The organism is Faecalicatena orotica, assembly GCF_003149245.1.
GTDB lineage: Bacteria > Bacillota > Clostridia > Lachnospirales > Lachnospiraceae > Faecalicatena_A > Faecalicatena_A orotica.
The window spans coordinates 355,700-368,192 of sequence record NZ_QGDL01000002.1 but is presented as its reverse complement, the minus strand read 5'-3'; the positions used below and the strand labels follow the sequence as shown (position 1 = coordinate 368,192).

General features: G+C 45.0%; 14 protein-coding genes and 1 tRNA gene. 2 read left to right on the top strand and 13 right to left on the bottom strand.

The window, feature by feature from the left end; all coding sequences use genetic code 11:
• Positions 1-93: 93 nt before the first annotated feature.
• The 11 genes from A8806_RS05505 to A8806_RS05455 form a co-directional block, all read right to left on the bottom strand.
• Positions 94-933 (bottom strand): carbohydrate ABC transporter permease, encoded by an 840-nt coding sequence (locus A8806_RS05505; RefSeq protein ID WP_109730169.1) that lies wholly within the window; start codon positions 931-933, stop codon positions 94-96.
• A complete protein-coding gene (locus A8806_RS05500; protein WP_109730168.1) occupies positions 933-1,775 on the bottom strand; it encodes a carbohydrate ABC transporter permease in 843 nt (280 codons plus the stop codon). Before A8806_RS05500 ends, A8806_RS05505 begins: the two co-directional genes overlap by 1 nt.
• A gap of 74 nt (positions 1,776-1,849) precedes the next feature.
• Positions 1,850-3,193: an ABC transporter substrate-binding protein gene (locus A8806_RS05495; protein ID WP_109730167.1), complete on the bottom strand. Its 1,344-nt coding sequence runs from the start codon at positions 3,191-3,193 to the stop codon at positions 1,850-1,852.
• Positions 3,194-3,321: 128 nt separating this feature from the next.
• The gene (locus A8806_RS05490; RefSeq protein ID WP_109730166.1) at positions 3,322-4,026 is read right to left on the bottom strand and encodes a 3'-5' exonuclease; all 705 of its coding nucleotides are present in this window, start codon (positions 4,024-4,026) and stop codon (positions 3,322-3,324) included.
• Positions 4,020-4,655 (bottom strand): HAD family hydrolase, encoded by a 636-nt coding sequence (locus A8806_RS05485; protein ID WP_109730244.1) that lies wholly within the window; start codon positions 4,653-4,655, stop codon positions 4,020-4,022. The genes A8806_RS05490 and A8806_RS05485 overlap by 7 nt, the downstream gene beginning before the upstream one ends.
• Before the next feature lie 37 nt (positions 4,656-4,692).
• Positions 4,693-4,866 (bottom strand): hypothetical protein, encoded by a 174-nt coding sequence (locus A8806_RS05480; protein ID WP_181368593.1) that lies wholly within the window; start codon positions 4,864-4,866, stop codon positions 4,693-4,695.
• A gap of 37 nt (positions 4,867-4,903) precedes the next feature.
• Positions 4,904-5,485 (bottom strand): xanthine phosphoribosyltransferase, encoded by a 582-nt coding sequence (locus tag A8806_RS05475; RefSeq protein ID WP_109730164.1) that lies wholly within the window; start codon positions 5,483-5,485, stop codon positions 4,904-4,906.
• Positions 5,486-5,517: 32 nt separating this feature from the next.
• Entirely contained in the window at positions 5,518-6,027 is a 510-nt protein-coding gene (locus A8806_RS05470; protein WP_109730163.1) for a hypothetical protein, read from the bottom strand.
• An 18-nt stretch (positions 6,028-6,045) separates the two neighbouring features.
• Positions 6,046-6,675 carry a YesL family protein gene (locus A8806_RS05465; RefSeq protein ID WP_109730162.1) on the bottom strand — a complete coding sequence of 210 codons (630 nt, stop codon included), beginning with the start codon at positions 6,673-6,675 and terminating at the stop codon, positions 6,046-6,048.
• A gap of 240 nt (positions 6,676-6,915) precedes the next feature.
• Positions 6,916-7,518: a flavin reductase gene (locus A8806_RS05460; protein ID WP_109730161.1), complete on the bottom strand. Its 603-nt coding sequence runs from the start codon at positions 7,516-7,518 to the stop codon at positions 6,916-6,918.
• Positions 7,519-7,623: 105 nt separating this feature from the next.
• Positions 7,624-7,694, bottom strand: a tRNA-Gly gene (locus tag A8806_RS05455).
• A gap of 227 nt (positions 7,695-7,921) precedes the next feature.
• On the opposite strand from A8806_RS05455, the gene A8806_RS05450 reads away from it, so the two are divergent.
• Positions 7,922-8,158, top strand: coding sequence for a hypothetical protein (locus tag A8806_RS05450; RefSeq protein ID WP_109730160.1), 237 nt, complete (start codon positions 7,922-7,924; stop codon positions 8,156-8,158).
• Between the two features lie 35 nt (positions 8,159-8,193).
• Here the strand turns inward: A8806_RS05450 and A8806_RS05445 are convergent, their stop codons facing one another.
• A complete protein-coding gene (locus tag A8806_RS05445) occupies positions 8,194-10,335 on the bottom strand; it encodes an EAL domain-containing protein (protein WP_109730243.1) in 2,142 nt (713 codons plus the stop codon).
• 247 nt (positions 10,336-10,582) lie between these two features.
• Here A8806_RS05445 and A8806_RS05440 point away from each other — a divergent pair, with 247 nt between their 5' ends.
• Positions 10,583-10,900, top strand: coding sequence for a DUF6465 family protein (locus A8806_RS05440; RefSeq protein ID WP_109730159.1), 318 nt, complete (start codon positions 10,583-10,585; stop codon positions 10,898-10,900).
• 79 nt (positions 10,901-10,979) lie between these two features.
• Here the strand turns inward: A8806_RS05440 and A8806_RS05435 are convergent, their stop codons facing one another.
• Positions 10,980-12,389: an amidophosphoribosyltransferase gene (locus tag A8806_RS05435; protein WP_109730158.1), complete on the bottom strand. Its 1,410-nt coding sequence runs from the start codon at positions 12,387-12,389 to the stop codon at positions 10,980-10,982.
• Between the last annotated feature and the right edge of the window lie 104 nt (positions 12,390-12,493).

Below are 12,493 nucleotides of genomic sequence, written 5' to 3'. Positions count from 1 at the left end.
ATTCCTCTGCCACACCTGACAGAAGAATACTGCTGCTTCCATATTAACGAGTCCCTTTTATTGTAAATCATATAACTCAGGATTACAAGCTTATTAGCCCTTCACTGCCCCTGCGACAACGCCTTCGATGATGTATTTCTGGCAGGCAAGATAGAAAATGATAATCGGCACGATCGCCAGTACGAGTGTTCCCATCATTGCCCCCATATCTACAGAGCCGTACCCGCCTTTTAAGTACTGCACCGCGATCGGAATTGTCTTATACTTCCTTGTATCCAGTACAAGTGACGGGAGAAGGTAGTCATTCCAGATCCACATGGCCTGCAGGATGGTGACTGTAACACAAGTCGGTTTCGTGACAGGCATAACGATCCTGAAAAATGTCTGGATCGGCGTACATCCGTCCATCATTGCCGCTTCCTCGATCTCCAGCGGGATGGATTTCATGAACCCGGTAAACATAAAAACCGATAGTCCCGCCCCGAATCCCAGATAGATAATAATAATCCCCCAGGGATTTCCCAGTTTGAGCATGTTTGCAATCTTGGACAGTGTATACATCTCCATCTGGAACGGCACGATCATCGCAAACAGACACATCAGATACAAGATCTTGGTAAACTTCGTATGCACTCTGCTGATATACCATGCACACATTGAGCAGCAAAGTATAATCACAGCTACCGATCCGATTGTGATAAACAAACTCCAGCCGAATGCCTCGAGCAGACCAGTTTTTTCGATACCGCGTACATAGTTCTCCAGACCTACAAACATATTGTCCGTCGGGATCTTAAACGGGAATTTACTGATATATGCCTTCTTCTTAAAAGAATTGAGAATAACCAGCGCGATCGGATATAAGTACAGCAGGCTGATGATTGTAAATATCAGGGTCAAGAGCCATCCGTGTTTCGTTTTTCTTGGATTCATTACTGCTGCACCTCCTTCGACCTCGTCAGTTTATTCTGTAAGACTGCAATGACGCCTACAATGATGAAGAATACAACGGCTTTCGCCTGTCCGACGCCTTCATACCCGGTCCTTCCATAAAATGTATTATAGATATTCAGGGCGAGCAGTTCAGACATCTTGGACGGAGCACCGTTCGTCAGTGCCAGGTTCTGGTCAAAGAGCTTGAATCCGTTTGTCAGCGTCAGGAATGTACAGATCGTTATCGACGGCATAACCATAGGAATTGTAACGCTCTTTAAAATCTGCCGTGGGCTTGCGCCGTCAATCTTGGCCGCCTCGATCAGTTCCCCCGGTATGTTCTGGATACCAGAAATGTAAATAATCATCATGTATCCGACCTGCTGCCAGCACATCAGGATTACCAGCCCCCAGAACCCGTAGACGGATGAATATGTCAGTGTCCGCTCAAACTTTGCCAGAATACCGTTCAGCAGCAGCTGCCAGATATACCCGAGCACGATACCACCGATCAGGTTCGGCATAAAGAAGACTGTACGGAAGATATTCGTCCCCTTAATTCCTTTTGTCAGAAGAAGCGCCACCGCAAAAGCAAGCACGTTTATAAGCAGCACGGATGCAACCGTGAACAGCGCCGTATACCACATCGAATGCAGAAAGGTCGGGTCATCCAGTATCTTAACATAGTTCTTCAAACCGACAAATGTTCCGTCCGTCACCGTTGTAAACTTACAAAAGGATAAATAGATTCCCAGCAAAAACGGGGCTATGAATCCAATTGTAAATGCAATCAGTGTAGGAAGTACAAACACCGGAAAATATTTCTTTATCGCTTTTTCCATCTTCTCACTCCTCACTTAGATAAAAAGCTCCGCCAGAACTGCCGGAGCTTTTTTACTATGCCATTTCTTCAGGTCTACTCGTTTGCTGCCTTGTATTCTTCAGCCCAGCCGTCAACGAATGCTGTCTTCACTGCATCCCATTCTCCGGTTCCCTGTGCGTATTCCAGAAGAGCGCTTCCCACATTATTCTTCCAGTTTTCGGAAGGCATTGTTGTGAAATTCCAGCTTACAGGTGTTTTGCCTGCTTTTGTGTACTCGTCGTTTGCTTCTACAAGCGGATTGGATGGAAGGTAATCATCAAAAGTAGTAAACGGTGTTACGAATCCCATCTCAGTTGACAGAGCTTCGCGTCCTGCATCGCTCTCAACTACCCATTTCATAAAGTCCAGAGTTGCCTGAATATCTTCTTCGGATGCATTCTTATTCACACACCAGTAGTTTTCAGAACCTGTGCAGAGTCCCTGATCTTCCTCGCCCTTTGCACCGATGTAGATTGGAAGCATTCCAAGGTCTTCGTCTGCTACTTCATTGTCTTTAATATCATTATAAGCCCATGTACCGTTCTGATAGAATACAGCCTCACCGAGTGCAAACTCAGATGCCGCATCATCACCTGTCTTAGAAGAGATCAGGTTTGGTTCACATGTTGAATCTGTGATATAGAGATCCCAGATATTTTTGTAGTTGTCCAGATATGTTCCTTTAATTGCATCTGTAGATGTGATTCCCTCATCCTTATATTCGTAATAAATCGGCAGGTTAGCCAGATGAGTCTTGAATCTCCAGTCAGAGGAAGAGTCCATTCCTGCTGATGTAAACGCGCCTTCTACGCCCAGATCATCCTTATGTGCCTGAATGCCGTCTGCAACCTTCTTAAGAGCATCAAAGCTGTTGAGGTCATCAATCGATTTCACTTCTGCATCTGGCAGTTCAAAATATTTATTCAGCAGCGCTTTGTTGTAGATGATGCCGTAAGTCTCGATTACATATGCGATTCCTTTAACTTCATCGCCTTCCTTCAATACATAATCATCGCTCTGTACATCTTTATAAACATCACTGTCTGCAAGATCATAGCAGTAGTCTTTCCATGTTGCCAGACCTACCGGACCGTTTACCTGGAATAACGTAGGAGCTTCGTCCTTGGCCATTTCAGATTTCAGCTGTGACTCGTATGTTCCAGAAGCTGCTGTCTGTACGTCTACCTGTACCCCGGTTTCATCTGTATATTGCTTCGCGAGGTCAACCCACTGGTCTGCCTGCTCCGGCTTGAAGTTCAGATAATACACCTTTCCGCTTCCGCCGCCCTTATCATCTGTTTTGGCTTTTTCCTCCCCGCCTTTACTGCCGCATCCTGCAACAAGGCCCGCTGCCATTGCTGCTGTCAACAGAACTGCAATCAATCTTTTCTTTTTCATAGTTTCTTCCTCCTTTTGATAAAACCTATGTTGTATCTGTTGAGTTCATTATAAGAAAATTCAGTAAATCAGGATATAATAAAAAATTCAGAAACATGTTCAATTTCCATGAACCTGTTTCTGAACTCTTATTTCCGCCCGCCATTTAAAATATCATCAATGATTCTGGATGCCTCACTTTTTGTAATCGTCTCCGGATCCCATTCCAGAGTCACGCCATTGTTGCGGATAAGGCGTTTCAGGAATCCGATCTGCTTGGGTGTAGCAGCCGTCTCCTTTTTCTGTTTATAATTCAGGGTTACCGGCTGAAACAGCTTAGGCTCCTTCTCCTCGAAATAGTGTGCCAGCGTCTGGTAAAGCTTCGCCGTAGCCAGCGCGTCATGATATGCCCGGTGCGCAGCCTGATTGTCGATATGGTAATAGTTACACAGGCTTCCAAGGCTTTTGGACTCCATGTCCTTATGCACCTTGCGGGCAATTTTCAGTGTGTCGATTCCTTCTCTTTCAAAAGTAAGCCCTTGGGAAAGCGCGCAGACCTTCACGAAACTATAATCAAAGATCACGTTATGCCCAATCAGGATATCCTCCTCACAAAAATCGAGGAAATCCCGGACCACATCCTTGCTGCATCTTGCGCCGGATACCATGTCATTCGTAATCCCCGTCAGATTCGTGATCACGGGTGATATCTCCTCCTTCGGGCATGCAAACTCCATGAAACGGTCCTGTACCCTGCCGTCCCGGACTTTCAGCGCCCCGATCTCTATAATCTCATTCTGGTCAGGGCGAAGCCCTGTTGTCTCCAAATCAAATGCGATATATGACCTTAACATGTCTCTCCTTCCTTTAACAGCGAAAGAACATCCAAAAGCGTATCATACCTGTGCCATGCCATGTTCAGAATCTCCTGATCCGGCTCTACCAGATCCGGTATGATGACAGCCCTCATTCCCGCAGCCACGGCAGAACGGATCCCCGACGGGGCATCCTCCAGTGCCAGTGCATGCTCCGGGGCAACACCGATTCCGGCGCATGCCTTCTGGTAAATTTCAGGGTCTGGTTTGCCGGCTGAAACCATATCCCCGTAAACCGCACCGTCAAAATACTTTAAAAGGCCGTGTTCTGCCATCAGGCTTGAGGCATGGGCCCTTCTGGAAGAAGTTGCAAGAGCGGCCTTATACCCCTCTTCCTTTGCAAATCTCAAAAGCTCTTCTGCTCCCGGTTTTACCTCCAGCCCTTCCTCGTCCACGATCTGGTGGTACTTTTCACGTGTCAGGACAGAAAATCTGTCCATCGGGAAGTCCGGGCATACATGCTCCCGGAAATACGCTTCCCTCCGCTTCACATTGAACCCGATCGTATTATAAATATGTTCTCCGAACCTTTCATACCCCAGCACTTCACCCGCATAATCCCAGGAGCGCTGGACGACTCTCTCGGAATTGAAAATGAGCCCGTCCATATCGAAGACAAGCCCATATATAGGTGTTTGAAACTGATTACTCAAAATAAATCCCTCTGCCTGTACAATCATTAATATAAGTGACAACCGCTTCCAATTTACCCACTGCAGTTTCCATTTCTTCCAGCTCTTCCCCGCGGAGGTCCTTTGAAACAAGAGATTTCTTTACATCCTTAAGCATATGAATAAGTTCCTGATTTTTACTGGCCATAATGACTTCTCCCTTCGTGCTTGTCTGATTCTGTATATTACTGTTCACTGAAAACAATCTTCCCTGTCTTCGCGTCCATACTCTCCACAATCGCCAGAGATTCCAGCTGGAATCCCAGATTACGGATACTGCGCCCGCCTGTCTGGAACCCCTTTTCCACTGCGATCCCGATTCCTTCCACCGTGGCGCCGGCTGACTGTACGATCTGGATCAGTCCCTGCAATGCACACCCGTTTGCAAGAAAGTCATCGATAATCAGCACATGGTCATCCGGTGACAGGAACTTCTGAGCCACAATCACATTGTTCTTACATTTATGAGTAAAAGATTCCACCTCGGCCACATACATCTCACCTTCCAGATTGATGCTCTTTGCCTTCTTGGCAAACACAACCGGAACATGGAAATGCTGTGCCACGACACATGCGATGCCAATACCCGAAGCCTCGATTGTTAAAATTTTATTGATCGGTTTATCCGCAAAACGCCTCTTGAACTCTTTCCCCATCTCGTCAAACAAATCGATGTCCATCTGGTGGTTCAGGAAACTGTCGACTTTCAGTACATTTCCTTCTTTCACAATCCCGTCTTTTAAAATTCTTTCCTCTAAAATATTCATCCCTGCGGCTCCTTTTGTTCTTTATCCCTGCTTTATTTTAATATCTTAATATCCTTTTCCGGCATGTTGGCCTGTACAATCTCCAAAACGCCCTGCTCGTCAAACGCCTTTCTTGTCATAACAAGGGCATACTGCCTCTCATAATAAAAACCGGCTGCCTTTTTCGTAATCCGTACCTTCCTGATCTCTTTCCATGTAAAGAACTTCTTATTCTTGTTCTGTATCACAGCAATCCCCCGGTCTGAAACAGAAAATGTAACGGGCTCGCGGTAAATCTGATTATTCCGCATCTGCCTTGCTGCATCGGTCCTCAGCTGAAACGGCGTGGAAAAAGCCATTGCAGCGGCAATTACGATCAGTGCAATCATCCAGCTTATACTGATTCTCCCAACCGCATACATCACCACCCCCGCTATCAAAAATGCAATGGAAAAAACTATGGAAAAAATTCCGGTTAATCCCGAATAGGAGTGGTGCAGCATAAAATCATACAGTGAATCTTTCGTCATCTGCATCTTAAATTTCTTTTCTCTGTTCCCCATGATAAAATAACCTCTCTTTTAATTTTCTTCTTCATCCTTATGGAAGATCTCAAAGACCTTGCGCATAAGATAAGAATTCAGCCATGTGACCAGTGACACCCCTATCACGATCCAAAGCGCAATCCCTATCATCAGGGTACTTGTATTCAGAAATGTCAGAATCACAGGCCCCGCCGTTATCACGAGCATAAGCAGTGTATAAGGCAGTTTTGCCACTGACAGTATCAGGGCGTTCTTAAATGTATTCCGAATCGAGTTCTCGTAACGGGCAGTCAGCGGGAACACATAGATTACTACGCAGAGCCATACAATGCTGAATATAATAAAAATACTCTGGAACACGGTCCTCATCGTAGACGACATTCCTGCAGCCACTCTGGAATCAATTCCGATTATGATACCGAGTACGGCCAGAATCAGCCAGATAAGCGTACTCTTTTTAAAGTTCTCTTTAAAAGCCCCCAGAAACCCTTTTACAATATAGCCTTCTTCATTCTTTACGACCTTCAGCATCACTGTATAAAGAGCCGTGGTCGATGCCCCTATCGTCACAAGCGGGATAGAACATACGACCCAGAGAATATTCAGCAGCATAAAATCACAAAGTCTGCCCAAAGCCCGCATTACTACATTATCTGTCCAATTCATGTTACTCCTCTTTTCTTGCTGTACTATACTTTCTGTTTCCATATCTGTCCGCAATTTGGACAAAATGGAATTCCGGCACACCTTGTCGAATCACGCCGGATTTTGAAACATAAAATAATTATACTTGAAAAGGCCAAAGGACACAACACACATTTCAAGAAATTTTTTATCTAGATACTGATAGCCGCTCTGCCTGTAAATTGTAAGATTTAAGGGCCGGGCGGCTATTACCTTTTATTCCTATTGTATTGGCTCAAAATCGGAGGCCGGGTGCTTGCAGATTGGACATATAAAATCGGCCGGAAGTTCTTCCCCCTCATATACATATCCACAGATCTTGCAGATCCACCCCTTTTTCTTCACCGGCTGCGGAGCCGGCTTGATATTCTTGTGGTAATAAGTATATGTTACCGATTCGGCGTCGGACAATATTTCCGCATCTGTAACATCCGCAAGGAACATCGTATGGCTTCCCAGATCTGTTTCAGAAATCACTTTTCCTGAAATATATCCGTTCACCATATTGTCCGGATAAGTGATCCCGTTCGCTGCACGTGAAAAGGCGAAATCTGCCATCTTATCAACATCTCTCCCGCTCTGGAAACCGAAATGTTTAAAGAGCTCAAAATCAGCCTCTGTATCGATCATTGAAACATTGAATTCCTTCGTCTTCATAATCATGTCGTGCGTATAGTTCTGCTTGTTAACTACAATAATGATCCTGTTCGGCTCCGCCGTCACCTGCATCGCCGTATTGATAATGCATCCGTTGTCCTTTTCCCCGTCTTTTGCCGTTAGTACAAATAAGCCGTACGTCAGCTTAAACATTGCCGCCTGATTCATATGATGTCCTCCTCTATATTCTTTCTTTTCTTTTAAACTGTATAAAGCAAGTATATCATAGAAGGGCACAAAAAAACAGCCGGATTATTCCGACTGTACTTTATAAGCGGGTGATGGGAATCGAACCCACGTATCTAGCTTGGAAGGCTAGTGTTCTACCATTGAACTACACCCGCGTCATCTCTGACACGAGTGATATCATACCATACCTTTTTTTATATTGCAATACCTAATTTAAAATTTTTTTAATTTTTTTGTATTTCTTATTTTTTCCATGCGCCTTTCACTGGGGGTTCCTTTTCAGACTGTGTCGCTCCTTCCCTCTTGCCAATCCCTGAAAATTGTTTTATATTAATAACTGTTCAGATGCCTGAACAAAAATATATAGAGAGGAGTTAAAGAGATGAATCTGAACCAGATTGCCATGCTCCAGAAGTTCAAAAGCAGCATCGACCAGTTCCGCAGTAACCATCCGAAATTTCCAATGTTTGTACAGGCGGTTGCACAGGATGCCCTTGTGGAAGGCACAATTATAGAAATAGCTGTAACATCTCCCGGAGGGAAACATTACAGCTCTAATATTAAATTAAAGGAAGAGGATATTGAGCTTATGAAGATGATTCAGCAGATGAACGTCTGAATCATGCCCTTTTTTGCAGGACACCCGGTATTTTTCTAAAATACGTGGTGTCCCCCGAATTTCTCAAGAAAAACTTCCCGGGGCAGCGGTTCTGAAAAAAAGTACCCCTGCCCTACATCACAATGAAATTCTTTCAGGATATTTAGCTGGTCTTCATTTTCAATACCTTCTGCCGTGGATATTACCTGATTCAGTCTCCTGCACATATCAATCGAATTTTCAACCACAATCCTTGCCTTTGGATTACTTTTCAGATCATCCACCAGACTTTTATCCAGCTTCAGTTCCACGAAATTCATGTTAATAAGGATCGCCAGATTTGAATACTGGTAGCCATAGTCATCAAGTGATACAACAAACTTGTACTTTTCAAAATCTTCCATCAGCCCCTTTAAGGCTCTTGGCTCCATCTGGCTGACACTCTCAGTCACTTCGATCACGAGCAGCTCGGGCGGTACTTCATACCGTTCCCTGATCTCGGCAAGCCTGTTCACGACGCGGCTTCCCATCAGGCTGAGCCGTGAGAAATTAACAGATACCGGAACCGGGGTGCCCCCGCTTTTTATCCATTCCTGAAGCAGCTTACACACTTCTTCGAAGGCATAGCAGTCCAGATACTGGATCACGCCCTCCGTTTCGTAAAGTGAAATAAACTTATCCGGAAGAAGGATTTCTCCGTCTTCGCCCTCACGCCGCATCAGTGCTTCTGCACCGACCATCGCGCCCGTTTCCAGATTGATCTTCGGCTGGAGGTAGATTTCAAACCGTCCTGCCTCGATGTCACGGACCAGTTTTCTGGCAAGTGCTTTATGCTGCAGGCGCCTGCCATCCAGTACGGATCCATAATAGACCTGCTTTTCCACATACATCATGCTGTCGCTGTAACCAATCTGTTCCTCAATATTGACGTTTCCCCTGCCAAAATTAACCCCCATAGAGAAATCGCAGATACATTCATCCTCCGCATAATCTCTCAGGCCGTCCAGACGCTCCTCAAATTCTTCCTTCGTCCCGTCTATATACAATGCAATAAACTCATCCCCACCGATCCGGTAGGAATATTCCGGGAAATACCGCCGTATCCCCTGTGCCACGCTCCGGATCATTTCATCTCCATATGGATGGCCAAAATGGTCATTTGCATACTTCAAACCATTAATATCCACGAATACTACGCCCAGTGACTTTAAGTGTGCAGCTTTCAGGTCCTCGATTTTCTCCAGATAACTATTCCGGTTTCCCAATCCTGTCAGCGCATCGACATGGCTTAAATCCTTCAGTTTATAAATCATCCGGCGTTTGTAAATATCATTACTCACAAAGAATGCAACCGAATGAAGCAGGCTGACCTGTTCTATATCCTTCGTCGGGTTATCCACACCGATAAATCCGGCAATCTTCTTTTCACCCCCATACTTTTCAGAAGTCTCCTCCCAGATCGGCGCCGCCATATGCCTCCTAACGCCCAGCCCCTGAAGTATCTCTGGCAGCCTGGCCTCCCCTTCTTCACAGTATTTTGGGAAACAAACCGCCTCTTCCTCCTCAAAATGCTCTTTCCACTGGGCCACATACTCCATCGGTATATCCTGAAGTTTCTCCTTTCTGGACATCAGATCTTTCCTGTGCCATTCATAGGTATTAGACACCGTGTTTTCAGAATAATTACATTCATAGATAAATGCATGCTCTGCCCTGTAAAAGCCCCCGATAATCTCCAGAAGACTATGGATCGCCACATCCATGTCTTCATTCCCGGAAAGCGCATGAATACACTGTACAACTGTCTCCTCGGCAGAAAGCTGCCGCTCCAGATCTTTATTGTGTACCTCACTATCCGTGATATCCACGCAGATCTCCAGCCTGTAATCCTTCCCGTCGATCTCAACAAGCTTATCACGCAATTTAAAATATTTCCCCAGTTTTTCATTATAATGTTTCCATGTATAAAAACGCTCTTTTGTTATGCGGTCATTCGTACAAAAGGGGCACGGGGTTTTCCGGTTCTGAAAGAGATCATAACAATATCTGCCCTTATAATCTTCCCCCAAAGCCAGGTCAAGAGTTTCCCGCATAGCCTGATTCAGATAAATCACTTCATATGTTTCCGGATCAGAGATATAGGCTATATTTTCACTTTCATCCACAATCAGAGGATATATCTTTTCTTTTTCAACCATATCATTCACCTGTTTATCCTTCCGCGCCTGCATAAAACATAAGGCATCTCATATTAATTATTCAGCATGTAAAAGAGCTGCCATCTTCCAGACGTATACTGCTATGCTCTGATATTCTTTTTATTATACTATATTTTTTCACGATTTCCTATACAGATTCATGGAAATTTGACAAATGCTTCTTTGACTTATCCTGATAAAAGTAATATAATTCCATAAGACATAATAGAAAAGGGAGTAGTGAAAGATGAGCAAAAGAATCGATAAGAAAAAACTGAAGAGACAAAGTGACGTAACCTCAGGCAATGCAGGCGCAACACTTGCCGCACCAGTATCTGAACCGGCACCATCCGTCAATCCGAAGGCCTGCATGCAGACAGACTTCTTCATCCAATATCAGAATCAGGAATATCTGGAGAGGGAGATTATAGACAAGATCAGGGAAAAATGCAAAGCTGAAGGAACCGAGCTTTCGGCTGCCGGGAAGCTTTGTGTATATCTGAAACCTGAAGAGGGGAAGGCTTACTACACATATGGTGATATCAGCGGATTTGTAGAAGCATAGTCCGTGTTCCTTTCCCGCAAAAAACTCCCCGCAGAGCCTGTTCTGCCGGGAGTTTTCTTATATCCATTTTAATCAGGTCCTATTCTTTTCCGTCAAAGCAGTACGTACAGAGCTTGCATGCCGGAAGCCCGATAGATTCCACCAGGTCATCCAGCCTGTGATAGCGCAGGCTCGTGAAATTCTGGCGTCTGCGAACTTCTTCCACCATTTCCTCATAGCGCTTGCAGCATGGGTCTGCATACTCGGCCAGGATTTCAGGTGTTACTTCCTCCTCACGCTCTTCAATGATTCTTCTGGTAATCAGGTCCAGTTCTGATTTAGAGCGGGAGAAATTCAAATATTTACATCCAAACAATAACGGCGGGCATGCCGGACGCACATGTACTTCTTTTGCACCGCTCTGGTAAAGAAATTCCGTCGTCTCCCTTAACTGTGTCCCTCTTACGATAGAGTCATCAATGAGAAGCAGTTTTTTATTTTCAATCAGTGCCTGAACCGGGATCAGCTTCATCTTTGCAATCAGATTTCTCTGGCTCTGGTTGGTCGGCATGAAAGAACGGGGCCAGGTTGGTGTATATTTAATAAACGGGCGGGCATAGGGGATCCCTGATTCATTGGCATAACCAATCGCATGGGCGATTCCGGAATCAGGCACCCCGGCAACAACATCGGGTGTTACACTGCCGGCATCACGCTTTGCAAGCATACTTCCACATTTGTAGCGCATCTCCTCTACATTGACCCCTTCGTAAGAAGACGTGGGATAACCATAATATACCCATAGGAAAGAACACATTTTCATCTCTTCTCCCGGAGGGCTTACCGTCTCAACACCGTCCGGTGTGATAAATACGATCTCAGAAGGTCCCAGTTCTTTATAATCACTGTATCCAAGATTAATGTATGCGAAATTTTCGAAGGAAACACAGTATGCGTCCTCTTTTTTGCCAACTACAAGCGGAGTTCTGCCATACCTGTCTCTGGCCGCATATAGTCCTTCCGGCGTCATCAGAAGCAGAGTCATCGACCCGTCTACAATCTTCTGTACATATTGTATTCCGGCGGTAATCGTGTCAGCTTTACAGATCAGGGATGCAATCAGTTCCGTAGCGTTAATCTGGCCGCCGCTCATCTCCTGGAAATGAGTGTGTCCGTTCTCATATACCTTATCCAGCAGTTCATCCATATTGTTAATCTTACCGACCGTTGTAATTGCAAAACTTCCAAGATGTGACTGGATTAAAAGCGGCTGCGGCTCATAATCGGAAATACAGCCGATCCCTAAATTTCCACTTAATTCTTCCACATCTTTATCAAACTTGGTACGGAACGGTGAGTTCTCAATATTGTGAATCGCTCTTTGAAATCCGTCTTCTCCAAATGTTGCCATTCCACCTCTTCTGGTTCCCAGATGAGAATGGTAGTCCACGCCGTAGAAAAGCTCTAATGTACAGTTAGTCTTAGACGCCACACCAAAAAAACCACCCATGTTTTATTCTCCTTCTCAAAACAAATTTTCATCAGTACAGTACGGGTCTGCACAGTAACAGCCCGTGACAGCATACAGTGTACCACATTAAACTTCCAGACGTA

What these genes read in the sequence shown, in the direction of transcription:
- A8806_RS05505 (WP_109730169.1), bottom strand. Translation starts at nt 933, where the DNA reads ATGAATCCAAGAAAAACGAAACACGGATGGCTCTTGACCCTGATATTT.
- A8806_RS05500 (WP_109730168.1), bottom strand. Translation starts at nt 1,775, where the DNA reads ATGGAAAAAGCGATAAAGAAATATTTTCCGGTGTTTGTACTTCCTACA.
- A8806_RS05495 (WP_109730167.1), bottom strand. Translation starts at nt 3,193, where the DNA reads ATGAAAAAGAAAAGATTGATTGCAGTTCTGTTGACAGCAGCAATGGCA.
- A8806_RS05490 (WP_109730166.1), bottom strand. Translation starts at nt 4,026, where the DNA reads ATGTTAAGGTCATATATCGCATTTGATTTGGAGACAACAGGGCTTCGC.
- A8806_RS05485 (WP_109730244.1), bottom strand. Translation starts at nt 4,655, where the DNA reads ATGGACGGGCTCATTTTCAATTCCGAGAGAGTCGTCCAGCGCTCCTGG.
- A8806_RS05480 (WP_181368593.1), bottom strand. Translation starts at nt 4,866, where the DNA reads ATGGCCAGTAAAAATCAGGAACTTATTCATATGCTTAAGGATGTAAAG.
- A8806_RS05475 (WP_109730164.1), bottom strand. Translation starts at nt 5,485, where the DNA reads ATGAATATTTTAGAGGAAAGAATTTTAAAAGACGGGATTGTGAAAGAA.
- A8806_RS05470 (WP_109730163.1), bottom strand. Translation starts at nt 6,027, where the DNA reads ATGGGGAACAGAGAAAAGAAATTTAAGATGCAGATGACGAAAGATTCA.
- A8806_RS05465 (WP_109730162.1), bottom strand. Translation starts at nt 6,675, where the DNA reads ATGAATTGGACAGATAATGTAGTAATGCGGGCTTTGGGCAGACTTTGT.
- A8806_RS05460 (WP_109730161.1), bottom strand. Translation starts at nt 7,518, where the DNA reads ATGAATCAGGCGGCAATGTTTAAGCTGACGTACGGCTTATTTGTACTA.
- A8806_RS05450 (WP_109730160.1), top strand. Translation starts at nt 7,922, where the DNA reads ATGAATCTGAACCAGATTGCCATGCTCCAGAAGTTCAAAAGCAGCATC.
- A8806_RS05445 (WP_109730243.1), bottom strand. Translation starts at nt 10,335, where the DNA reads ATGGTTGAAAAAGAAAAGATATATCCTCTGATTGTGGATGAAAGTGAA.
- A8806_RS05440 (WP_109730159.1), top strand. Translation starts at nt 10,583, where the DNA reads ATGAGCAAAAGAATCGATAAGAAAAAACTGAAGAGACAAAGTGACGTA.
- A8806_RS05435 (WP_109730158.1), bottom strand. Translation starts at nt 12,389, where the DNA reads ATGGGTGGTTTTTTTGGTGTGGCGTCTAAGACTAACTGTACATTAGAG.